Origin of the sequence: Hyphomonas sp., from assembly GCF_041398385.1 — a bacterium.
Lineage (GTDB): Bacteria > Pseudomonadota > Alphaproteobacteria > Caulobacterales > Hyphomonadaceae > Hyphomonas.
Genome location: NZ_JAWKUW010000004.1, coordinates 298,094 through 320,119 on the forward strand (window position 1 = coordinate 298,094; position 22,026 = coordinate 320,119).

28 protein-coding genes are annotated in these 22,026 nt (G+C 60.3%); 25 read left to right on the plus strand and 3 right to left on the minus strand.

Features of this window, described 5'->3' with window-relative positions:
* Positions 1–106: 106 nt before the first annotated feature.
* From R3C13_RS10465 to R3C13_RS10540, 16 genes are all read left to right on the plus strand, one after another.
* Positions 107–1,204, plus strand: coding sequence for an acetoin utilization protein AcuC (locus tag R3C13_RS10465; RefSeq protein WP_371310764.1), 1,098 nt, complete (start codon positions 107–109; stop codon positions 1,202–1,204).
* A gap of 69 nt (positions 1,205–1,273) precedes the next feature.
* Positions 1,274–2,320 (plus strand): radical SAM protein, encoded by a 1,047-nt coding sequence (locus tag R3C13_RS10470; RefSeq protein WP_371310765.1) that lies wholly within the window; start codon positions 1,274–1,276, stop codon positions 2,318–2,320.
* On the plus strand, positions 2,317–3,423 hold the full coding sequence (locus R3C13_RS10475) for a geranylgeranyl reductase family protein (RefSeq protein WP_371310766.1): 1,107 nt from the start codon (positions 2,317–2,319) through the stop codon (positions 3,421–3,423). The genes R3C13_RS10470 and R3C13_RS10475 overlap by 4 nt, the downstream gene beginning before the upstream one ends.
* A gap of 91 nt (positions 3,424–3,514) precedes the next feature.
* Positions 3,515–4,714, plus strand: a complete 1,200-nt coding sequence (locus R3C13_RS10480) for a radical SAM protein (RefSeq protein ID WP_371310833.1) — start codon at positions 3,515–3,517, stop codon at positions 4,712–4,714.
* 3 nt (positions 4,715–4,717) lie between these two features.
* Entirely contained in the window at positions 4,718–5,797 is a 1,080-nt protein-coding gene (locus tag R3C13_RS10485) for a biotin/lipoate A/B protein ligase family protein (RefSeq protein ID WP_371310767.1), read from the plus strand.
* A complete protein-coding gene (locus R3C13_RS10490; RefSeq protein ID WP_371310768.1) occupies positions 5,794–6,492 on the plus strand; it encodes a hypothetical protein in 699 nt (232 codons plus the stop codon). Before R3C13_RS10485 ends, R3C13_RS10490 begins: the two co-directional genes overlap by 4 nt.
* A gap of 211 nt (positions 6,493–6,703) precedes the next feature.
* Complete coding sequence (locus tag R3C13_RS10495) at positions 6,704–7,081, plus strand: DsrE/DsrF/DrsH-like family protein (protein WP_371310769.1); 378 nt, start codon at positions 6,704–6,706, stop codon at positions 7,079–7,081.
* A 120-nt stretch (positions 7,082–7,201) separates the two neighbouring features.
* The gene (locus R3C13_RS10500; protein ID WP_371310834.1) at positions 7,202–7,870 is read left to right on the plus strand and encodes a 4Fe-4S dicluster domain-containing protein; all 669 of its coding nucleotides are present in this window, start codon (positions 7,202–7,204) and stop codon (positions 7,868–7,870) included.
* A gap of 33 nt (positions 7,871–7,903) precedes the next feature.
* On the plus strand, positions 7,904–9,265 hold the full coding sequence (locus tag R3C13_RS10505; protein WP_371310770.1) for a heterodisulfide reductase-related iron-sulfur binding cluster: 1,362 nt from the start codon (positions 7,904–7,906) through the stop codon (positions 9,263–9,265).
* On the plus strand, positions 9,265–10,317 hold the full coding sequence (locus tag R3C13_RS10510; protein ID WP_371310771.1) for an FAD-dependent oxidoreductase: 1,053 nt from the start codon (positions 9,265–9,267) through the stop codon (positions 10,315–10,317). Before R3C13_RS10505 ends, R3C13_RS10510 begins: the two co-directional genes overlap by 1 nt.
* 4 nt (positions 10,318–10,321) lie before the next feature.
* Entirely contained in the window at positions 10,322–11,164 is an 843-nt protein-coding gene (locus R3C13_RS10515; protein ID WP_371310772.1) for a hypothetical protein, read from the plus strand.
* A gap of 2 nt (positions 11,165–11,166) precedes the next feature.
* A complete protein-coding gene (locus tag R3C13_RS10520) occupies positions 11,167–11,922 on the plus strand; it encodes a 4Fe-4S dicluster domain-containing protein (protein WP_371310773.1) in 756 nt (251 codons plus the stop codon).
* A gap of 10 nt (positions 11,923–11,932) precedes the next feature.
* Positions 11,933–12,865 carry a CoB--CoM heterodisulfide reductase iron-sulfur subunit B family protein gene (locus R3C13_RS10525; RefSeq protein ID WP_371310774.1) on the plus strand — a complete coding sequence of 311 codons (933 nt, stop codon included), beginning with the start codon at positions 11,933–11,935 and terminating at the stop codon, positions 12,863–12,865.
* Positions 12,862–13,296, plus strand: coding sequence for a hypothetical protein (locus R3C13_RS10530; RefSeq protein WP_371310775.1), 435 nt, complete (start codon positions 12,862–12,864; stop codon positions 13,294–13,296). Before R3C13_RS10525 ends, R3C13_RS10530 begins: the two co-directional genes overlap by 4 nt.
* A gap of 37 nt (positions 13,297–13,333) precedes the next feature.
* On the plus strand, positions 13,334–13,780 hold the full coding sequence (locus tag R3C13_RS10535) for a glycine cleavage system protein H (protein WP_371310776.1): 447 nt from the start codon (positions 13,334–13,336) through the stop codon (positions 13,778–13,780).
* Positions 13,781–13,841: 61 nt separating this feature from the next.
* Positions 13,842–14,138, plus strand: a complete 297-nt coding sequence (locus tag R3C13_RS10540; RefSeq protein WP_371310777.1) for an ArsR/SmtB family transcription factor — start codon at positions 13,842–13,844, stop codon at positions 14,136–14,138.
* 6 nt (positions 14,139–14,144) lie between these two features.
* On the opposite strand, the gene R3C13_RS10545 is transcribed toward R3C13_RS10540, so the two are convergent.
* Positions 14,145–14,480 carry a hypothetical protein gene (locus R3C13_RS10545; RefSeq protein WP_371310778.1) on the minus strand — a complete coding sequence of 112 codons (336 nt, stop codon included), beginning with the start codon at positions 14,478–14,480 and terminating at the stop codon, positions 14,145–14,147.
* Positions 14,481–14,610: 130 nt separating this feature from the next.
* A complete protein-coding gene (locus R3C13_RS10550; RefSeq protein WP_371310779.1) occupies positions 14,611–15,027 on the minus strand; it encodes a rhodanese-like domain-containing protein in 417 nt (138 codons plus the stop codon).
* A 294-nt stretch (positions 15,028–15,321) separates the two neighbouring features.
* Here R3C13_RS10550 and R3C13_RS10555 point away from each other — a divergent pair, with 294 nt between their 5' ends.
* The 4 genes from R3C13_RS10555 to R3C13_RS10570 are packed head-to-tail and all read left to right on the plus strand — an operon-like array spanning position 15,322 to position 18,942.
* Positions 15,322–15,939: a TetR/AcrR family transcriptional regulator gene (locus tag R3C13_RS10555; RefSeq protein ID WP_371310780.1), complete on the plus strand. Its 618-nt coding sequence runs from the start codon at positions 15,322–15,324 to the stop codon at positions 15,937–15,939.
* A complete protein-coding gene (locus R3C13_RS10560; RefSeq protein ID WP_371310781.1) occupies positions 15,936–16,874 on the plus strand; it encodes an HlyD family secretion protein in 939 nt (312 codons plus the stop codon). The genes R3C13_RS10555 and R3C13_RS10560 overlap by 4 nt, the downstream gene beginning before the upstream one ends.
* Entirely contained in the window at positions 16,874–17,806 is a 933-nt protein-coding gene (locus R3C13_RS10565; protein ID WP_371310782.1) for an ABC transporter ATP-binding protein, read from the plus strand. Before R3C13_RS10560 ends, R3C13_RS10565 begins: the two co-directional genes overlap by 1 nt.
* Entirely contained in the window at positions 17,803–18,942 is a 1,140-nt protein-coding gene (locus R3C13_RS10570) for an ABC transporter permease (protein ID WP_371310783.1), read from the plus strand. The genes R3C13_RS10565 and R3C13_RS10570 overlap by 4 nt, the downstream gene beginning before the upstream one ends.
* Positions 18,943–18,961: 19 nt before the next feature.
* On the opposite strand, the gene R3C13_RS10575 is transcribed toward R3C13_RS10570, so the two are convergent.
* Entirely contained in the window at positions 18,962–19,186 is a 225-nt protein-coding gene (locus R3C13_RS10575; RefSeq protein ID WP_371310784.1) for a hypothetical protein, read from the minus strand.
* 221 nt (positions 19,187–19,407) lie between these two features.
* Here R3C13_RS10575 and R3C13_RS10580 point away from each other — a divergent pair, with 221 nt between their 5' ends.
* The 5 genes from R3C13_RS10580 to hypB are packed head-to-tail and all read left to right on the plus strand — an operon-like array spanning position 19,408 to position 22,015.
* Complete coding sequence (locus tag R3C13_RS10580; RefSeq protein WP_371310785.1) at positions 19,408–19,728, plus strand: HypC/HybG/HupF family hydrogenase formation chaperone; 321 nt, start codon at positions 19,408–19,410, stop codon at positions 19,726–19,728.
* Positions 19,729–19,736: 8 nt separating this feature from the next.
* The gene (locus R3C13_RS10585; RefSeq protein ID WP_371310786.1) at positions 19,737–20,777 is read left to right on the plus strand and encodes a hypothetical protein; all 1,041 of its coding nucleotides are present in this window, start codon (positions 19,737–19,739) and stop codon (positions 20,775–20,777) included.
* On the plus strand, positions 20,770–21,111 hold the full coding sequence (gene hypA, locus R3C13_RS10590) for a hydrogenase maturation nickel metallochaperone HypA (RefSeq protein ID WP_371310787.1): 342 nt from the start codon (positions 20,770–20,772) through the stop codon (positions 21,109–21,111). Before R3C13_RS10585 ends, hypA begins: the two co-directional genes overlap by 8 nt.
* A gap of 56 nt (positions 21,112–21,167) precedes the next feature.
* The gene (locus R3C13_RS10595) at positions 21,168–21,332 is read left to right on the plus strand and encodes a hypothetical protein (protein WP_371310788.1); all 165 of its coding nucleotides are present in this window, start codon (positions 21,168–21,170) and stop codon (positions 21,330–21,332) included.
* Positions 21,329–22,015, plus strand: coding sequence for a hydrogenase nickel incorporation protein HypB (gene hypB / locus R3C13_RS10600; RefSeq protein WP_371310789.1), 687 nt, complete (start codon positions 21,329–21,331; stop codon positions 22,013–22,015). Before R3C13_RS10595 ends, hypB begins: the two co-directional genes overlap by 4 nt.
* The last annotated feature ends 11 nt before the right edge of the window (positions 22,016–22,026 follow it).

Consider the following 22,026-nt stretch of genomic DNA (forward strand, 5'->3'; position numbering starts at 1 on the left):
TCTCTTGATTAAACCACATTATTATAGTTTTCTAATGCTCTCAAGAGATGATCCTCGTTTCTTCGCTCCAGGGCGATCAGTAACGGGCGCGACAGAGCGAGACCCGATGGCGATATTCGTCACGCACAGCGTGTTCCGAGAGCCCGGCTGGAGCCGCCTGCATCCGCTATCGGGCAACCGTCAGGCCGCCGTCATTGATATCTGCGAAATGCTGGGATGGCTTGACGAAGATCATGTCCGCCAGTGCGAGCCCGCAACACGCGAAACGCTGCGGGCTTTTCATGATGCGGATTATATCGATGCCATGATGAAGGCGTCGATGTCGGGGCAGGTCTCATCGGAGATCCGCACAAGATACAAGATCGGCACCATGGAAAACCCCATATTCGAAAGGGTGTTCGAGCGCGCGTCCGCATCCGTTGGGGGATCCATACTCGCGGCTCGCGAAGCACTGATTCACGGATGCGCCTATCATCCGGCGGGCGGTACGCACCACGGGCGCCGCGATACAGCGAGCGGTTTCTGCTACTTCAATGATCCTGTCTTCGCGGTTCAGACCCTGATCGATGCGGGAGCCACTCCGGTGCTGTACGTCGATATCGATGCGCACCATGGCGACGGGGTCGAACTGGCTTTCGCGGACCATCCGGACGTCGTGATGATCTCGACTCACGAAGAGGGCCGCTGGCCGCATTCGGGAATGAATGACGGGAGCGGTCCGCGTAATGCGCACAATTTCCCCCTGCCCCGCGGCATCAACGATTCGGAATTCCTGCGCCTGATCGATGGACCGGTTGCACAGATCGCCGCCCGAACGAAGCCGGCGGCGGTCGTGATTGTGGCCGGCGCCGACTGCCTCGACGGAGACCCGCTCTCTTCAATGGCATTGTCCAACATTGCCTTCTGGGATGCGATTGACAGGGTCAGGGGCTTTGCCCCCGTGCAGGTCGTTCTGGGCGGCGGCGGTTATAATCCCTGGACGACGGTCCGTGCATGGGCTGGCCTTTGGGGCCGCCTGTCCGGACAGCCCTTGCCTGACGCCTTGCCGGAAGCCGCACAGGAGCGGCTTAGGATCATGTCCTGCGACCTTATCGACGAAGACGAGATGCAGGATGAATGGACGACTACCTTGTGCGACACGTCAAACCGAGGCCCAATAAGGGATGAGGTGAAGCGGCTGTCCGAAACCTTCCTGGCCGCATAGGCTGCAGGGAAACATAAAGACCAAACCTCAAGGCCAATTGGCTGCAGAGGACCGGAGGAGACGAAGCGAATGAGCTGGATGGACCAATTGGCCGCTATCGAAACGCTGCAGGAGGCAGAGTTCGACGAGGCGCTTGTTGCGCAGATGGAAGCGCGCGCTGCAAAAGTGACGGCCCGGCCGATCCGCTTCTCCAGCCCAACCTTCAAGGAATACAAGACGGAAGAACTCTCAGGCTGCGGCAAGAACTCCTTTCCGGCGTTCTCGATCACGGCAGCGGGTTGCGCACTGAATTGCGACCACTGCCAGAAGAAAATTCTTGAGCCCATGATCCCGGCAACCAGCCCGGAAATGCTGGACCAGAAAGTTCGTGACCTCATCATGTTGCAGAACCTGCAGGGCTTCCTCCTGTCGGGCGGCTCCAACAAGCGCAACGAGATCCGGTATGAGCGGTTCCTGCCCGTCGTCGAAAACCTGAAGCGTGACTTTCCTCACTTGAAAATCGCCATTCACACCGCACTGCTCGATGAAAAACTCGCGAAGAGCATGGAGTCGGCTGGTGTCGACACAGCCATGATGGACATGATCGGCGCGCAGGAAACCATCCGCGACGTCTACCACCTCGACCGCCCGGTCGAGGATTTTGAGGCAACGCTGGCAGCGCTGACATCAACAAAAATGGAAATCGTCCCGCACATCGTCATCGGCCTGCACTATGGGAAGCTGCTCGGCGAGCAGAATGCGCTCGACATTATTGCGCGCTACCCGGTGCATTCGCTGGTGCTGGTGGTGATCATGCCGTTCTATGCAAAGCCCGGCACATTCGCGACGCCGAGCGAGCATGACGTCGGCCGCATCTTCATGGCTGCCCGCGACACGATCGCAGACCGCCAGGTGCTGCTCGGCTGCGCCCGTCCGCCAGGCATGCACAAGCGCATCACCGACGCCTATGCCGTTATGGCCGGCCTCGACGGCATCGCCTTCCCCGCTGATGGCGCCGTCGCTGTCTCGAACGCGATTGGTCGCCCCTATCATCAGGAACATGCCTGCTGCTCCATCAAGATCGGTTCAGATGGTGTCGGAGGAACCACACGGGCAAAGGCTTCGTGCGCAGCGTGACTCCTGAACCCGGCATCGATGTTCTGGTGATCGGACTGGGCCCCGCAGGGGCCTCGGCTGCGCGCGCTGCTGCAAGCGCCGGGCTCAAAGTCGTTGCGCTCGACCGAAAAAAAGCACCGGGATTTCCCGTACAGTGCGCCGAGTTCGTTCCCGCCCTGATCAGTGCAGGCGATGCGACCCAGGTTTCAAGGGTCCAGGCGATTTCCGAAATGCATACTTTTGTCGAAGCGGGCGGTGCAGAAGTCACGCCGGAATTTCCCGGCACCATGATCGACCGCTGTCAGTTTGATGCCCATCTCGTCGAAGGCGCCCGCAACGCCGGAGCCGACATCCGCATGGACTGCGCGGTGAAGGCAATTCATCCCGATGGCCGTTTGGAATTGTTCAGCGGAGAAACTCTGACGGCAAAAGTCCTGATCGGCGCCGATGGCCCTCACTCCCTGCTCGGCAAAGCGACAGGTCACGTCAACACCGACATCATCGCCAGCCGGCAGGTGACCGTGCCGCTTCTGCAGGCGCACACCGCGACTGACATCTATCTCTCGGAACGGCTGCCGGGCGGATATGGCTGGCTGTTTCCTAAAGGTGCGGTCGCAAACGTCGGGCTCGGCGTGTCGCAGGAACACAAGGATTGCCTGAAGCCTGAGCTGGAGGCACTCCTTGCGCGCCTCACCGCGGAAGGGCGGATAGGAGAAGAGCGGCTCGGCCACACAGGCGGCGCCATTCCTGCGGGTGGCATGATCAACCCTGTGGCATTTCTGGGCGATACGCTCGTTCTCCTCGCCGGTGATGCTGCAGGCCTCACCAATCCGGTGACGGGCGCCGGCATTTCCGCGGCGGTCGCGTCGGGCCGCATGGCGGGAGGCGCTGCAGCCGACTGGATTGGCGGCGACGCGAGCGCTGCTGACACGTACACGGAAGACCTCGAAGATCATTTCGGCGCATCCTTGCAGCGGGCCGTGAAACGCCGGGCCGCAGCGCTGGCGGCTCACTCTGCCGGCGCGGCATCGCCCGATTCCCTGCGCAGCGGCTGGATCGCTTATCCCCAATACTGGAACACTGACGATACCCGGGAGGAAACCCATGACCTGCTTGAAGCCTGAATCCGCCCAGCCCGGAGCATCCAAATCCGGGCGTGACTTCAACCCCTTCGACGTGATGGCGCCACGGGCACCCGGCACAATTCCGAAAGAGATGAAGAACGGCGGACGCGTCCTGATCAACAACGTCCGGCCGGAAGGAGTCTACCTTCCGAACAACAACATCATGACGCCGAACATGCGGTCGCCGGAATATGTCCAGATGTCGACGGCCGCAGCGATCACGCTGGGCCTTATGCCGGGATCGATGCACCGCTGCGAGTGCACGCGCTGTCTCAACCTACTCCTGACCTATCCGGAGGGCTGTCGCGCGAACTGCGCCTATTGCGGCCTGGCCCGCCACCGCGAAGCCGATCGCGACTATGCCGACCGTAATTTCATTCGCGTCGACTGGCCTGCCGTTCCAATGGCCGAGATTGCAGCGCGGGTGGGTGCCGATCCTGAGAACAGCCCGTTCCATCGGATGTGCATTTCGATGATCACGCATCCGAATTCGGACGAGGATACATTCACCGTCCTCAAGACCTGGACCGATCATGTCGACCCCGACACGATCCCGATTTCGATCCTGTCGAACCCGACGACGATGACGCGTGAAGACGTGCAGCGGCTGCGCGACATGGGGTCAGACATCTTCACCGTGGCGCTCGACGCCGCAACGCCGGAGATCTTCGACCGCACTCGCGGCAAAGGCGTTCAGTCTCCGCACTCCTGGAAGAAATACTGGGAAATCCTGCTGGACGCGCGGGACATCTTCGGACCGCAGAAATTTGGCGCCCATATCATCGTCGGCATGGGCGAGACCGAGCATGAAATCCTGAACCTGGTGCAGCAGCTGGTGGATATGGGCGGCCATAGCCACATGTTCTGCTTCTACCCGGAAAAGGGGTCGCTCATGGACCACCTTCCCGCGACGCCGCGAGACCAGTGGCGCCGGGTGCAGCTGGCCCGTTACCTGATCGACTATCAGGGTGTCCGGGTTGACCATATGAAATTCGACGAGGAAGGGCGCGTCGCCGACTACGGTCTGCCGCAAGGCGAACTCGACACGATCATCGACAATGGCGTCGCCTTCCGCACGAGCGGTTGCCCCGGCAAGGTCGCCGAAGACATCTCTGCCTGCGACCGTCCGTATGGAGACAGCCCGCCGTCCAACATCGCCTCCTATCCCTTCCAGCCGGCTGCCGCAGACCTGCGCCGCATCCGCCACCAGCTGGATATGGAAAAGCCGGGCGAGGAATATGTCGACGGCGAGGAATTCGACTATCTCGACGCCGATACGCCTGCCGAGTAAGTCATGGCTGCTGCGTTTCGGATGATCGATACCGGGCTTCGGTCCGGCAGGGCGAATATTTCGCTTGATCAGGCCATGATCGACGCGCGCTCGGCTGGTGAGATCGGGGACACACTCCGCTTCATCAGCTTCGAGCCCTGCGTGCTTGTCGGCCGCCATCAAGCCGTCGCCCAGGAAGTCCAGCTGGAATATTGCCGTGCGAACGGGATTGAAGTCGGCCGCCGGATTACCGGTGGCGGCACCATCTTCATGAACCAGGGCGTGCTCGGCTGGGCGCTCGTCTGCGACAAGCGCGCGCTTGGAACAGCATCCCTTGCCGAGATCACGCAGCGTGTTTGCGAAGCGGCCGCGCGGGGCCTTTCGATGCTGGGTTTCCCCGCCCGCTTCCGTCCGCGCAACGATATCGAGGTCGAAGGCCGCAAGCTGTGCGGCACGGGCGGCTTCTTCGACGGTGACATCATGATCTATCAGGGCACTGTTCTGGGACAGCTCGATCCGCAGGTCATGCTGTCGGCCCTGAACGTTCCACGCGCCAAGCTCGAAAAGCGTGGGCTGGACGATGCCTCCAAACGGGTCGTCACGCTCAAAGAACTGACGGGTGCCGCGCCGGATTGGGCGGCAGTTAAACGGGCCCTGGCACAGGCATTTTCGGAAGACCTCGGGATCACGCTGACGCCAGACGTGATGAGCGATGCCGAAACCGCTCGGGCGGATGAACTCTTCCAGACGGAAATCGGCACGGACGACTTCGTCTACGAGATCAACGACCCTGCGCGCGACGCATCGGTTCATACCGGCCAGGTATCGACGCCGGGGGGACTTGTTGCGGCCCATGTGCGCGTCGAAGGCGCCACCAGCCGCCTGATCCGCGAAGTCCTGTTTACGGGCGACTTTTTCGTCGCTCCTCCACGGATCGTGATGGATCTCGAGTCCAGCCTGCGCGGCATTCGGATCGAGGCAATGCGCCAGCATATCAGGGAATTCTTTGCAGGGACCGGCGCCGCGGGCCTACTGTCAATTGCGCCAGACTCATTTGCGGACGCAATCGAAAGCGCCGTCGCTGAACTGGAAGGTGCTCCTTGAAGGCGCTTACAATCATCCAGCACACATCGTCCGATCATCTGGGGCTGATCGAAGACCATCTGGAAGCGCGCCAGATCCGGTTCCGGTATGTGCGCCCCTTTTCGGCCGGATCCCGTGTGCCCTCCCTCGGTGAAGTCGGAGACGGGCTGGTCCTGCTTGGTGGCGGCCCCTGGGGCACGGCCGGTGAGCAGAACGTGCCGACGCTCGACAAGGAACTCGAACTCGCCCGGCATTGCCTCATGTCAAACAAGCTGATCATCGGCATCGGTCTTGGCGCACAGATCCTTGCGCTCGCTGCCGACGGCAGCACTCGCGCGACACCTCTTGAGCTGAGAACAGGCGAAGGCCTCAGAACCATCGAAGGGGCCCTGAACGGCTATCTGCCCGAGCGCTTCCCTTATGCCACCTATATGCGCGACTGGCCCGTCCCACCATCATACGCCAGGATCCTTGCGAAAACGGAACAGGGCGAGCCACTGATATTCCAGATGGGCGATACGGCGTTCGGATTCGCCTTCCACCCCGGCTTCAAACTCGCGATCGCCGAAGATCTGGTGATGGAATTCGAGGAGGCGCCGGAAGGCACAGCCGATTCTCTCACGCAGGCACGGGCCGTCAGCAGGCATATTGAAGATTCGCTGGTTCCAATCATGACGGGGCTGGTGCAAGTGACCGGCCTGATGGAAACGGAATAGACACTCCGCCCCCCCCTTGCGCAGCAGTTGCAGCAAGCACTGGGGCAAACACCCCAAAAAAAATCCGTCATCGAATTCGCGGAAGTTCGCTTGCTTACGCGCATTAGAATATGCTACTTTTCCAGAAAGGCGCATAAGTCGCCATCTATTTTCGGTCCTGCCGGTCACTCGTTCCGAGGGAAGGCAAGGATGGGCGCGGAGGAAACTATCTATGGCTGAGAAGCTTATCATCGTTATGGCCAATACCGATCCTCGCAACGGGGAAGAGCTTGGCGCCCCCATTTTCCAGGCAACCGTGGCCGCGGCCATGGATTATGAAGTCGACGTCATCTGCACGGCGACGTCTGGCCGCCTGATGAAGAAGGGTGTCGCCGAAATGCTGACGGTGAAGCCGGGCTCGCCCAAGACGGTCTATGATTTCATCAAGGACGCGCATGAAGCCGGCGCGAAATTCTATTGCTGCTCGCCCAATCTCGACCTGTTCGACATGACCGAGGACGACCTGATTCCGGAATGCTCGGGGATTGTTGGCGGCGCATACCTCATCGAAGAAGTAATGGAAGGTGACACGAAGGTGATGACCTACTGATCTTCGTTTCGCTGAACGATCAGAAACCGGAAAGGTCAGGACGACATGCATTCTTCAGCAACCCGTGTGCAGACATACATAGGCGACCCGGTCTCTGATCAGGCGCCCGTATCGCGCGAAATGCTTGAAGAGGTCTTCGCCGATATTCAGGCGGACCTTCGATATGATCACGAACTCAACGGCTGCCTGAATTGCGGCATCTGCACAGCAACCTGCCCCGCAGCCCACTATTATGACTTCAGCCCGCGCGAGATCGTCCAGCTTCTCTGGACGGAGAATCTCGAAGGCATCTACGACGCAATGCAGGAAAAGATCTGGGCCTGCGCTCAGTGCTACACCTGCGCCGCGCGCTGTCCGTTCGGCAACTCACCCGGCGGTCTCGTCATGCTGATGCGCGAAACCGCGATCAAGCACGGCATGGAATCCGCCAAGAACGTGCTTCGTCCCTTCTCCCGCGTGATGCTGAAGCTGGTGTCGACCGGCAACCAGCTTTCGCCTGACATGATCAACCCGGATGGCTTCGCCGACTGGGGGCCGAATATCTCGAAGATCGACGCGCCGCTTCAACTGCTGCGCAATGCCATCCCGATGCCCACGCTGAACACGACCAAGACGGCGTGGGAGGTGAACCTCAAGACATCGGTGGAGTTGTACACGATCTGGGAAGACACCGGCGTGCTCGATCAGCTGGAAACCATCGACGAAAACCTGTTCGACGTGATTTCCGACATCATGGATGAGAAGCGCGAGGACTGGGCAGACTTCCTCGACGAACAAGACGACGACTGAGACCAGTCGGACCGAAAAGCGAAGGAGAACAACATGGCGAACGATCCTGGCAACGGCTCCGGCGAACGATTCACCGGCCACGGCTCAGAATGGCGCGACGCGAACCTCAGCCCTGAGGATGCAATGACAGCGACGGCGTGGGTTGAACAGAAAATCAACAAACGCTCCATGCTCACCAACAAGGATCGCGTCGAAGACGTCCGCGATATCATGTGGCAGCTGGAGAAGGAGGGCGAGATCGTCGTCCACCGCGTCACCGAACAGCACGAGCCCGAAATCGCGAAGACGCTGTACGGCTGGGAAAAGAAGATCCCGACCAACCAGCTCTGGCACCACAAATCCTGCGGCCAGTGCGGCAACATTCCGGGCTATCCCGCATCCCTCCTCTGGCTGATGAACCAGATGGACATCCGTTATCTCGACGAAACGGACCAGACGTCCTGCACAGCCTGGAACTATCACGGGTCTGGTATCGGCAACCTGGAAAGCCTTGCCGCAGTGTTCCTGCGCAATTTCCATCAGGCTTATGTTTCGGCGAAAGCCGAAGGCCTGCCGGAAGGCTACTACTATCCGCTCGTCCACTGCGGCACCTCGTTCGGCAACTATAAGGAAGTCCGCGGCTATCTGCTGACCTCGGCAACGCTGCGTGAGCGCGTGAAGAAAATTCTCGGCAAGCTCGGCCGTCTCGTCGATGGCAAACTTCTGATCCCGGAAGAAGTCGTGCACTATTCCGAATGGGTGCACGTGATGCGTAAGCGGATTGCTGAGCGTCAGGTGATCGATTGCTCGAACATTCGCGCAACGATCCACCCGGCTTGCCACGTCTACAAGATGGTCCCGCAGGACGTGATCTACGATGACGACGTGCTGGACGGTGAGCGCGTTGCAGTATCAACCGGCATCATGGAATCGCTCGGCGCACAGGTGATCGATTACAAGACCTGGTATGACTGCTGCGGCTTCGGTTTCCGTCACATCATTTCCGAGCGTGAATTCACCCGCTCCTTTGCGATCGATCGCAAGATCAAGGTCGCCGTCGAGGAAGCGAAAGCCGACGTTATGATCGGTCACGACACGGGCTGCATCACCACGCTCGACAAGAACCAGTGGATCGGCAAGGCCGAAGGCAAGGACTACAACCTTCCCATCCTGGCAGATGCCCAGTTCGCAGCCCTGATGTGCGGCGCCCATCCGTACAAGATCGTCCAGTCCCACTGGCACGCTTCGGCAACCGAAAAGCTGTTCGAGAAACTCAACATCGACTGGCAGGAAAAGAAGCGCGAGTTCGAAGACTATCTCAAGCAGATCCAGGCGGGCGGTGAGCGCGAAAACCTTTACGATCCCCGCCGCATGATTACGGGCGGCCCCGGCTACAAGCAGATTGGAAATCAATAATGACAAAAGAGGTTCTTGTCGTTGGCGGCGGTCCTGCCGGCCTTGCAGCAGCACATTCCCTGGCCTCGGCCGGCGTTCCGGTAACACTGGTCGAAAAGACCGACATTCTCGGCGGCGCGCCGATTCATTCCGGCTATGCGAAACTGGTTCCGTCCGGCGAATGGGCCAAGGACGCGATCGGCGGCATGGTCAAGCGCGTGCAGGATAACCCGTCGATCAAGACGCTGCTCGGCACGACCGTTAAGAGCTTTGACGGCAGCCCCGGTGACTTTACGGCCAAGCTTTCGAACGGCGCGGAAGTGAAGTCCGCTGCCACGATCCTCTGCACCGGCTTCACGCACTTCGATTCCATTAACAAGCCGGAATGGGGATTTGGTCTGTTCCCGGACGTTGTGACCACATCTCAGGTCGAGCAGATGATTTCGTCGGGCAAGGGCGTTCGCCGACCTTCCAATGGAGAAAAGCCGAAGCGCGTAGCGATCCTGCTCTGCGTCGGGTCGCGTGACCGCCAGATCGGCCGCGAATGGTGCTCGAAAGTCTGCTGCACGGTTTCCGCCAACATGGCCATGGAGATCCGTGAGGAACTGCCCGATTGCCACGTCTACATCTATTACATGGATATCCGGACGTTTGGTCTGTACGAAGAGTTCTACTGGGACTCCCAGGAAGAACACAAAGTCAAATACATCAAGGCCCGGATCGCCGAAGTCACGTCTGATGGCGACAAGGTCATCGTCAAGGGCGAAGACACGCTGGTCAAACGCCCAATTACAATCCCGTTCGACATGGTCGTTCACGCCATCGGGATGGACCCGAATGTCGACAACTTCCTGATCGGAAGTACGTTCGGGATCGACCTGCACCATTGGGGCTTCCTGAAGCGTGAAAACGCCTATGGCGTCGCGGGTGCAACCTCTCGCCCCGGCGTATTTGTCGCCGGCGCGGCCATTGGGCCGGAAACAATCGACGATTCCATCGCTCAGGGGCAGTCGGCCGCCATGTCCGTCCTCGGAATGATGCATGCCGGCGCAAGCCTGACGGCAGCGGAATAGGAATATGATTCTGACTGCGCCCAATCGTCCCCTTGATGTCAGACCCAGCCTCGAACTCAGCGGGCCGGTTCTGACGGAGGCGCTTGAGCGAGTCGTCGCGGGGTGTGAACAGGTTGCCGGCATTGAAGCGTTCGTCGAAGCGCTGAAGCTGCGGGCCATGATCATTCATCAGGTGTTTGACCGCGCTGGTCCGCAAGGGCCGGCAATGGACCAGTTCGCCAAGATCACGTCGCTGATGCCGACCGTGCGCCGACGTGTGGTAGACCACCTGAATGCTGAAGACTACCCCGCGCTCGTCGGAGCCTGCCTCGAACTGGTGGGCGGCAAGCATGACCCTGCAACGGTCGATAGCCGCCTGGCTGCATTCTGCGGACATTTCCCGCAAGATTCGAAGCATCGCTGGGTGCGTGACCTCGCCGCCGAACTCCTCCACGCATTCAATCCTGAGCGTTACCCATTGATGTGCCGCTGGATTTGGGACGTTCGCGCCAACACCGGCGTCCTGCGCGAGATCTGGCATGGTGACATTGACCGCGTCACGCTGAAGGTTCCCGACACGTATGCAACGTTCGTCATGCTGCGCGAGGAGATGTCCCAGTTCCTCGCATCGAATGGGATCTTCAGAGACACCCTCCAATATGTCGATCTGATCTGTGCTCAGATCTACGCCGAATACATCTCGGCGCAAGGCGGGAGCTATTTGCGGGCCGACTTCTCCAGTGCGGAAGACCCGACGCAGCACGTCCGTCGTCTGCTCGGCCTGGATGGCGTCCGCACCAAAGGCGACATTTCGAACCCCGTAAGCGCACTCATCTCACTTGATTCAACTTCGTCCGACGAGGCCTGACCATGCCCATCCACGAAAAGAGCCTGATCAGGCCGGAAAACCTCTCCACACACGACAATCTGACGATCGATGGCGTCGACGTCTCCGGCGACTGGAGTACGTTCATCAAGTCCCGTGTCGTGCAGGACTATAATGAAGACCTGCAGGAAGAGATCGCGGCCCTGCCCGGCGGCGAGTACATCCATCGCTGCTGGCAGTGCGGATCCTGCACCAATGCGTGTACCGTCAACGCGCTCAATCCGGACTTCAATCCCCGTCAATGGATCTACCTGATCCGTATGGGTTTCGAAGCCGAACTGGTGCGCGACAAGGACATCATCTGGCAGTGCGTGTCGTGCAACAAATGTACATCGGCCTGCCCGCGCGACGTTGTCCCCGAAGGCGTGATGAAGGCCACGGCCCATTGGCTGGAGCTGAAAGGCTACACGCCGGAATCCCCCTCCACGGTGTTTGACGACATCTTTAGCTCGCAGGTGATCCACACCGGCAAAATCGAGGATGGCGCGGTCCTGCTCGGCTTCTTCCGCCGGACCGGACAGAGCCCCTTCCAGAGCTGGGTCATCCAGATGGGAAAGCAGCTTATTCTCGGTTTCCCGATCCGCATGCTGATGAGAATGGGCTTTGCAACGCTGTTCCATCCCCGCACGCAAGGGTGGGACCGGGCACGCCATGCCATTGAAGAATATGTCGAAGAACAGGAAGCCGCGCGTCGCAAGGCACTTGGCCTAGACGCACACCCGGCCCAGCCCGCAGAATAGGACACATCAGATGACGGATCGTAATAAGTACAACCTCATCGCCTACTATCCCGGCTGCGCGCTTGAAGGTACGGGCACGGCCTACAATACCTCGACCAAGGCGGTGGGCAAGGCACTGGGCCTGGGGCTGGAGGAAGTGAAGAACTGGAACTGCTGCGGCGCCATGGAGGTCAAGAATATCGACCCCAAGATCCAGACCTATCTCTCGTCCCGCGTGATGTCGATTGCCGCAAACGAAATGGGCCACGACGTGGTCATGGCGCCCTGCAATGGTTGCTATCACAATCTCAAAAAGGCCGAATACGACCTGACCCACGATGAAGGGTCGAAGGAAGTGACCGAACGACTGTCGAGCAAGGCAGGTCACGAAACCTACAAGGCGGGCCAGGTCGAAACGATCCACGCACTCGACTGGATCAAGGGGGCGATCGGCGAAGAAGGCATCAAGAGCCGCGTGAAGAATTCCCTGAGCGGCCTGAAAATCGCAAACTATTATGGCTGCATGTACACGCGCCCACGCCACATCTTCCCTGAGAAGGACAAGGGTCCGGGCACTGAGTCCACGTCTGCCCCGCACTTTATGGATGACATCCTCGAAGCGGCTGGCGCGGACAATGTCGACTTCGCGCTGAAAACTGCCTGCTGCGGCGGCGCCCACACCCTCTCCGACAGCGACACATCGACTCGCCTGGTCCTGAATATTCTTCAGGCTGCTGAGGAGTCGGGCGCCGATGTCATCGCGACTGAGTGCCCGACCTGCCATACCGGCCTCGAAATGCACCAGATCCGGGCAGAGAAAACGCTTGGCGTCAAAACCAATGTGAAGATCCTCTACTTCACCCAGCTTCTCGGCATCGCCCTGGGCCTCAGCCCCCGCAAGGTTGGCGTGCACGAAAACGTATCGAAACCCATGGGCATGCTGAGGGACAAGCGGATCGTATGACGACCTTTGCAGCCATCGACGCGCAGCTGGATGCCATGGCAGCAGCGAACACCGGAACCCGGGAAGACGCAGATGTCCTGATGCGCCTTGGCGAGGCCGTGCTTGAAAACTGGCTGGTCGCAAACGACAAGACGCCGACCCAAGACAAGCGGGAAGGCTTCCGACTGCTGGCGCTTCATGCACAAGGCGCAAAGGGCGATCCAAGCTTCAATGCCTGCCGTGAAACGTGCCGGGAAGCCGTTTATAATTTCAACGTCGCCCAAGCTGCCGCAGACCCGGGCGAATTGTCGCGCGCTGTTGCAACCATGCGCCGGCTCGTGCAACATCTGAGTTTGTTTATTTCGGGAAAATGCCAGTCTGCCCAACTCGGTGAGTTCTGTTGTTCCTCACGCCCACTGAGACAAACAGACAGCGAAATCCTCGAGTCATGATCAAGAACCTTCGGGACGGTTTGAGAAAGGGAAACACATGCCAGTAGTTCGCGGATGCAATCTTCCGGACGACCTTCTCTATGACGTGGAGAACCATATCTGGTTCCGCGAAGTTGGCGACGGCACCGTCAAACTCGGGATGACGACGGTCGCAACGGCGCTCGCAGGCGAGATCGTTGCCTTCACACCCAAAAAAGCCGGCCGGGCGGTTCAGTCTGGCAAGTCTTGTGCAACGATCGAGTCCGGAAAATGGGTCGGGCCCGCAAAGTCCGTCGCAGCCGGAGAAATCGCCGAGGTTAACGAAGCACTTGTCTCAAAACCGAACATTGCCAACCAGGATCCGTATGATGCGGGCTGGATGGTCATTATCAAGCCTGAGGATTGGGCAAGTGCCAAAGCGACCCTCACGCCAGGAACCGATGTAGGACCGTCCTATGAAGCAAAGATGGACAAGGACGGATTCGCGGGCTGCGGGGCCGCTTAACGGGAAAAACATGAAATCTGCTTGCGCAACTGACCTTCAACCTGCGATCTCATTCGAAGATATGCAGGCCAACGCTGCGAACGCGACCATTCTCCTGAAGTCAATGGCGAATGAAACGCGGTTGCTGATCCTTTGCCAGTTGGCTCACGGGGAACGGTCGGTATCTGAATTGCTCGATATCATTCCGCTGGGACAATCCGCATTGTCCCAGCACCTTGCCATTCTGCGTCGCGAACGCCTGGTGGCAACGCGCCGCGAAGGCCAGTCAGTGTTCTATGCGCTTTCCAGCACGGAAGTCCGGGCGATCATCGGTACGCTCTACCAGCTGTTTTGCGATTGCGGCGAACCGGCGGCCTGATCCTTCTCAAAGGCAATGAACCAGTATCTTCATACGATGCTGGTTAAATGGGCCCCAAGCCCTATCGATCTCGTCCTCAAGTGCAGCTGCATCGTCCGCATGCTGCGCATCATAGATTGCCTGCATTAGCGGCGTCAGCTGATCCTTCAACTCCCAGGTCCGCATGTCATCGCGGGTCCAGCCGATATAAAGGCCCTTTTTGAGATAGTCTTCGAGCGAGGGCGCCGCCTTAGCGAGGTTGCAAAGCTTGCGAATGCGCTCGGCATCTTCCTTGGCCAGAAAGCGGCGAAACATGCTTTCGTCGTTGGCAGCTGTCTCATCCAGACGATCCAGCAGGCGCACGGGCATCTCCCTCCACCATTATGGGTGGTTTCGAAGAACACCTTAGCGTAGCGAGCACCGCTTCTAAAGGAAAAACACCGTTAAAATTACGACGCATTTAAACGGCTTCAGCCGGCCGCTTCCCGCATCCTCAGCGGTCAGATTGAATCGGCAGTCCCGCAGCAACCCAGCCCTCGATCCCTGCAGGCATGTGGATCAGGTGCCGGAAGCCCAGGTCGCGCATGAATGAGATCGTCATGCCGCTCCGCCCGCCACAGCGGCAGTAAATGAGGTAATACGCTTCGCGGTCCAGCCCGGCCAACTGGTCTGCGAATTCGTCAGCGTAGAAGTCCAGGTTCAGATCTCCCCGAATGCGGCCCTCGCCGTGTTCCACCGGGGTCCTGACATCCAGCACTTTCAGCTCCGGCATGGTCGCCAACAGCTGCGCGGCCGTCACGACATCGATGTCGCCGCCGATATAAGCATGCGGGACGTCCGGACGGAGCTGAGCCGGACGCACCGGGACGCTATTTGGGGCGTCGATCATATTCAGTTGTGCCGTCGTCATGGAACCTCTGCCTGCGGTCTCGTGTCTGGGCCGCACCGCCTATCTGGGTTTAGTTCTAATGCACACAACCTGCCCCGCAATGGATAGGAGCAACGGCCCCGAGAAAGTCGGAGATTCTTTAGCATTATATTTCAAGGCACTAACAAGCTCCCCATATCGACCCGAAACCAACCCTTTAGCTTAGCTTACAGGTTTCCAGCCTCCCGCCGCCGCAAATCTGCGCCAGCCACGGCTTGACTCCCCCTCCGGATCAACCTTAATAACTGACTGGTCAGTTATTTATTGTTCCGTGCGATGCTCAGAGCCAGAAGCGACGAAGCGAAGGATGTCCGCCGGCAGGCGCTGCTATCGGCTGCGCTGGACGAGTTCTTTGAAAAGGGATTTGCCGCCACGCGGATGAGCGACATCGCGAAGCGCGCGAAACTCTCCAAGGGCGCGCTCTACCTCTATTTCGACTCCAAGGTGGCGCTGTTCGAGGCGCTGATCGAGTCGCTTGCGATGCCCAACCTGCAGCACATGCGCCAGATCATGAATGGCGCCTCCAGCGTCGAGGAAGCCCTGAATGGGTTTCAGACATTCGCCCCCATGCTGGTCCGCCATACGGACCTGCCGCGCCTGTTAAAAGTGCTGGTGGGCGACAGCCACACATTTCCCGACCTCGTGAGCCGGTACCGGAAAGACCTGATCGAACAGGTGCTCGCCATGGTCACCGCGCTGCTTGAGCGCGCAAAATCGGCCGGGGAAATCGAGGTCGAAAACCCCACGCTGACCGCCCGTCTCGTCATCGCACCGCTGATCCTGTCCGCCGTCTGGCAGGCAGTCTTCAACCGGCGTGGCGAAGCGGAAGTCGATCTTGAAACCCTGTTCCGAATCCACGGCCAGCTGATGCTGAAAGCCCTGAGGCCCGCATGAAGTACCTTGTTCTTACCCTGATTTTCCTGCTGCCCCTGAGCGGATGCGCACGCCAGGACGCCAGCGTCCACCTCGGCTATATTGAGGCGGAATGGACCTATGTTTCAGCCCCCGCAGCCGGCCGCATCATTGAACAGCCCGTCGAAGAAGGCAGCACGGTTGCCGCCGGCGATTTCCTGTTCCTGTTGGACAACACGGCGGAACAAGCCGCGCTGAGCGAAGCCGAAGCCCGCCTGAAACGCACCGTTGCTGAAGCCGACAATCTCAGCACCGGCGCGCGGGATCCGGAAATACGGGCGCTCCAGGCGCGGCTCGCCGAGGCCAAAGCCCGACTGGAAAAGGCGACCGCCGACCGCGACCGGATTGTCCCATTAGTTGACCAGGGCTTTGCTCCAAAGGCAGAGAAAGATGCTGTTGAGGCCGCTTTTGAGCAGGCAAAAGCCGCCGTTGATGCAGCCCAGCAGGATCTGAAAGTCGCCGCCCTGCCCGCCCGGCCCGCGACCCGTCAGGCAGCCGATGAAGCAACCCGCTCTGCCGAGGCCGCTCAGACGGCGGCCGCGTACCGCCTCAATGAAAGGTCGGTCCTGTCCCCTAAGAGTGGCCGCATCGAGGAGATCTTCTTCCGGCCGGGGGAGTTCGTTTCTCCAGGCGCGCCGGTGCTTTCACTCTTGCCGGATGACGGCCTGAAAGCCCGCTTCTTTGTCTCCCAGTCCGAACTGCCGCAATTCAGCAAGGGCAAGACGGTACGGCTGATCGCGGACGGGCTGAGCCAGCCCGTTTCGGTCAGCGTCACCTTCATCGCACACGATGCCGAATACGCTCCGCCCGTGATCTATTCGCGCCACTCGCGCGAAAAACTGGTGTTCATGGTCGAAGCGCAGGTGCCCGGGGATTCGGGCCTGCACCCCGGCCTCCCTGTCGAAGTGGAATGGTGATGTCATCCGACCTCGCCATCGACGTTCGCGGCCTCGTCAAGAAGTTTGGCACGAAAACCGCCGTAGACGGCGTGGACATCCAGATGCCGCGTGGCGAAGTCTGGGGCTTCCTGGGGCCGAACGGATCCGGCAAGACCACCACGATCCGCATGATCTGTGGACTGCTGAAAGTCACGGCCGGACAAGGGCAGTGCCTCGGCTACGACATCCAGCGGGAAGCCGCCCGCATCAAGGCCGAAACAGGCTACATGACCCAGAAGTATTCCTTCTGGTCGGACATGACGATCCGCGAAAACCTTGAATTTGTGGCCCGCCTCTATGGCTTGCCCAACATGAAGCGAACGGTCGACGAAGCGCTGGAAAAACTTGGCCTCGCACACCGGCAGAAACAGTTGTCCGGTGCGCTGTCGGGAGGCTGGAAGCAGCGCCTCGCGCTCGCCGCCGTCACCATCCACAATCCAAAGCTCCTCCTGCTCGATGAACCGACGGCCGGTGTAGATCCACAGGCGCGCCGCGATTTCTGGGACGAAATCCACGACCTTTCGCTTGCCGGCATGACCGTGCTCGTGTCCACGCACTACATGGACGAAGCCGAACGGTGTGACCGGATCGTTTATCTCGCACATGGACACAAGATCGTCGAAGGCACGGTAGCCGAAGTCATCGACCAGTCTGATCTCATTACCTTCCGGGGCGAAGGTGATGGCGTGCGCCGCCTCGCACATAAGCTGAAGAGCGTCGAGGGCCTTGGCTCCGTCGCGTATTTCGGGTCGGCGCTGCATGTCAGCGGCCGGAATGTCGACCTGATCCGAAGCGTCCTTGCACAGAACAGTTCGCCGGATGTCACCTGGGAAGAAGTCCGCCCTAACCTTGAAGACGCATTCATCGCGCTGATGGCAGAGGCCGGTGGAGATGCGAGGCAATACGAATGACCTCCCTTCTCAATTCCCTGCGGCGCATCTGGGCGGTCTTCATGAAGGAAACCGTGCAGATGCGGCGTGACCGGCTGACATTTGCCATGCTCGGCGGCATCCCTATTGTGCAGCTCGTCCTGTTCGGTTTCGCCATCAACATGAACCCCAGGCACCTGCCAGCGGCCCTCATCGTCGAGGAACAAACGCCGATCGTACGTACACTGGTGTCTGCACTCACCTCGTCCGAATATTATGATTTCGTGATGCTGGAATCGGACCCCCGCAAGTCGGGCGATCTTCTTGCGCGGGGCGAGGTGTCGTTTGTGGTCACGATCCCGGCCGGGTTCACGCGCGACCTGGTTCGGGGCGACCAGCCGCAGATCCTGATCGAAGCAGACGCTTCAGACCCGGCAGCATCCTCCAACGCCGTCGGACAGGCTCAGGCGATCCTGACGCTGGCCCTGCGTCATGACCTGAAAGGCCCTCTGGCAAACCTGAACGCCGGCCCCGCTCCCTTCGATCTTGTCGTGCACCCGATGTACAACCCGGAAGCCAAGACCAGTTACAATATCGTGCCGGGATTGCTGGGCGTGATCCTGACCATGACACTCGTCATGATCACGGCGATGGCGATGACACGTGAAACCGAACAGGGCACGCTGGAAAACCTGTTGGCGATGCCTGTGCTGCCCGGCGAAATGATGCTCGGCAAGATCCTGCCTTATGTCCTGGTCGGAGCGATTGAAACCGGCGTGATCCTGATGGCCGCACGGGTCATCTTCGATGTTCCTTTTGTCGGCCAGGTCTGGATCCTGCTGCTCGGAGTGACGATCTTCGTCATCGCGAACCTGGCGCTCGGGTTCACCTTCTCGACCATCGCGCGCACCCAGATGCAGGCGATGCAGCTCACCTTCTTCTTTTTCCTGCCGTCGATCCTGCTCTCCGGATTCATGTTTCCCTTCCGCGGCATGCCGGACTGGGCGCAGAATATCGGCGAAGTCCTGCCACTGACGCATTTCCTGAGGATCGTGCGGGGCGTCATGCTGAAAGATGCAACGCTGGCACAGCTACAGGTGCCGATGCTGGCCCTGTGCGCCTTCACGGCGGCCGTTATGGTCATTGCCCTGTTCCGCTACCGGCGGACGCTAGACTAGCCAGAAGCCTTCTATCCGGTCAGCGGGATTTCGACCGGTCCGCCCAGGCGTGTGCGAGCAGGGCGAGACCGAACGCACCTACCAGCGCCAAGATGGGCAACGCAAGACCGGAAACTCCGGCTGGAATTTCCATGAGGCTGTGCGTGGCGTGGCTGTGATCATGGCCAGGGTGCGCCAATGCAGGCACGCTCACAGTTGCCATGGCGACCATCGCCGCGATCCTGCGGAGTGCGCGAAGGTTCATTCCCGTCCCCATCTCTTTCCCCATATCAATAGAGTCCACGAAAGAATTACATCGTCTCACGGGGGCAGCCCGCGGTCCACACGACAAATCCTCGCGGCTGACCATATTGACGACCGGGACCGTTGTGTTTGTCTTATCTCAATTTTCGCGGGCTTCCGGTCGCTTATGTGCTGGAATGACCCGCGCCGGATATTGGTGCCGGCGCGTAGAAGGTATGGACGATGTGTTTCGGACTACCCATGCGGATTGTCGAATCGAACGGCCTTGTCGCCTTGTGTGACGGCGCCGGGCGACAGGAAACCGTGAGCCTCGCGCTGACCGGAGAACTGGCTGAAGGCGAATACGTCCTCGTCCATCTCGGTACGGCCCTGCGCAGCATGAGCGAAGAAGAAGCCGCGGACATCAGCAATGCGATCAGCGCAGTTGCAGCCGCCGTCGAAGGGCGCGACTATGAACACCTGATCCAGGATCTGGTTGACCGGGAGCCCGCTCTGCCGCCCGGCCTGCATCCCGACGACGACCTGCCCGGTCAGGCGGGCTGACGATTGAAATGACGAACACACCCGCGACCTCCTGCAGCTACGACCTGGTGATCACGCAGGCGGACGAAGGTGCAGAGTGCAGTGTCGTTCGCCGGGGCCCCGCGAATGCGCTGGCGGTGACGGGCGGGCGCTCCTGCGACGAAGGGATCCGGCTCGCGGGGCTGCTCTTCCCGATCTGTCCGCGCGCGCACATGGCGGCCGGGCTCTCGGCGATGGAAGCGGCCGCTGGGGTGATGCTATCTTCGGAGCAGGCCGCCGCACGTGAAGCCGCAGTTCTCGCAGAAGCCGCGGCCAGCAGCCTCTGGCGAGCCGGATTCACCTGGCCGCAGCTGATGGGACTCGCGCCTGATCCGGGCCTTGTCCGCAGCGGCCGTCAAGCCAGCGACGGGATCCTTGCGGCGCTCTTCAGCGAAAACTGGGCACGTCCGGGCGGCGCAGAAATCGTATTCCGCGCCAACGACGCTCGCGCCGCACTTAACGTCCTGACAGAATGCGCGGAACAGCTCGAGACAGCCTCAGCTGAAATAGTGAGTGCAGCGGACAGGACATTTGACCAGGCCTTCACGGTGCTTCCAGCGCTGGGGAACCAGCTTCTGTTCGCGGACACAGCCCCTGATCGTATCTCCGCTGAAGAAACGCCGCGCAGCCAGGCCCGCGCCGCACAGACCGCCGGGACGCTGTCAGACTGGTTCGCCGCACAGGCCGCCGCCACGCGCGCACTGACCGGGCAGCTGGCGGACGCACTCGACCGGATCGCTCCAGCACCAGCGGCGAACTTCCCCTCCGACGCCACCGGCACCGGAATGGGCATCGCCACGACCGCACGAGGACGCCTGCGTCACATTATCGACCTAGACCATGGCAGGATCGCCCGATGGACATCCACCGCTCCGACCGACTGGAACTTCGCCCTCAACGGCCCGGCGGCAAACTATGCCGCGCAGTTGGCGCGAGATGAATTTGACCGGATCGCGCCTTGGCTGATCGCGGCACTCGATCCCTGCTCGCCCTGCCGGATCGTGCCTGCCGGGAGTGCCGCTCATGCATGAGATGTCACTCGCCATCGGCGTTGTTGAAGTGATCGAATCGGAAGCCCGCAAGCAGGGCTTCGCCCGTGTCGAACGGATCGTGCTGGAAGTCGGGGCACTCGCCTGTGTTGACGCCAGTGCGCTCGAATTCGGGTTCGAGGCGGCCGGCAAGGGCACAAAAGCCGAGGGCGCCGTCCTGGAAATCCTGACACCGCCCGGCGCCGCCTATTGCTTTGCCTGCCAGAAGAGCGTTCCCATAAGCCGCAAGGGTGATCCCTGTCCGGACTGCGGCGGCTACCAGCTTGTCGTAACCGGCGGCGAAGAACTGAAAATCAAATCCCTGGAGGTATGCTGACATGTGCACGGTTTGCGGATGTGGCGACGGAGAAACCCGGATCGAAGGCGCTGCGCATGACCATGCGCATCACGCTCATGAGCACGGCCATTCCCATGGCCATTCACACGCTCACGATCACGATCACGGCCACAGCCACGACCACGATCATCACCATGGCCACAGCCATGGTGCAGACGGCTCGCTCGACTTCGGTGCAGGCGCAGCGGGCGTGCATGTGAGCGGGCAGAGCCAGACCCGCCTCATCGAAATCGAGCAGAACATCCTGGCCAAGAATGACGAGATCGCAGCCCGCAACCGGGCACGGCTGGAGGCGGCAGGCATTATCGCGATCAATCTCATGTCCAGCCCCGGCTCCGGCAAAACGACGCTCCTGGTCGAAACCATCCAGGCCCTGAAAGACCGGCTGCCCATTGCCGTGATTGAAGGCGACCAGCAGACATCCAGCGACGCTGCACGCATCCGCGAGACCGGCGTTCCTGCCCTGCAGATCAATACCGGCAAAGGCTGCCATCTCGATGCCGGCATGGTGTCGGTCGCGCTCGACCATATGCCCCTGCCGGAAGGCGGCATCCTCTTCATAGAGAATGTCGGAAACCTGGTCTGCCCGGCCGGCTTCGACCTCGGAGAAGCGCGCCGCGTCGTTCTGGCCAGCGTCACGGAGGGCGAAGACAAGCCGCTCAAATACCCGGAAATGTTCGCAACCGCCGACGCCATGGTCATTTCCAAAACGGACCTCCTGCCGCATCTCACCTTCGACGTGGAAGCGCTGGTCGCAAATGCGCGGAAAGTCCGTCCACGGCTCGACATCCTGCGCACATCATCCACATCGCCGGACGGCCTCGGCACCTGGGTGCGCTGGCTGGAAGGCCTCGCCGGACAATTGAGGCACGCCGCCGAATAGTCATGCCAGAT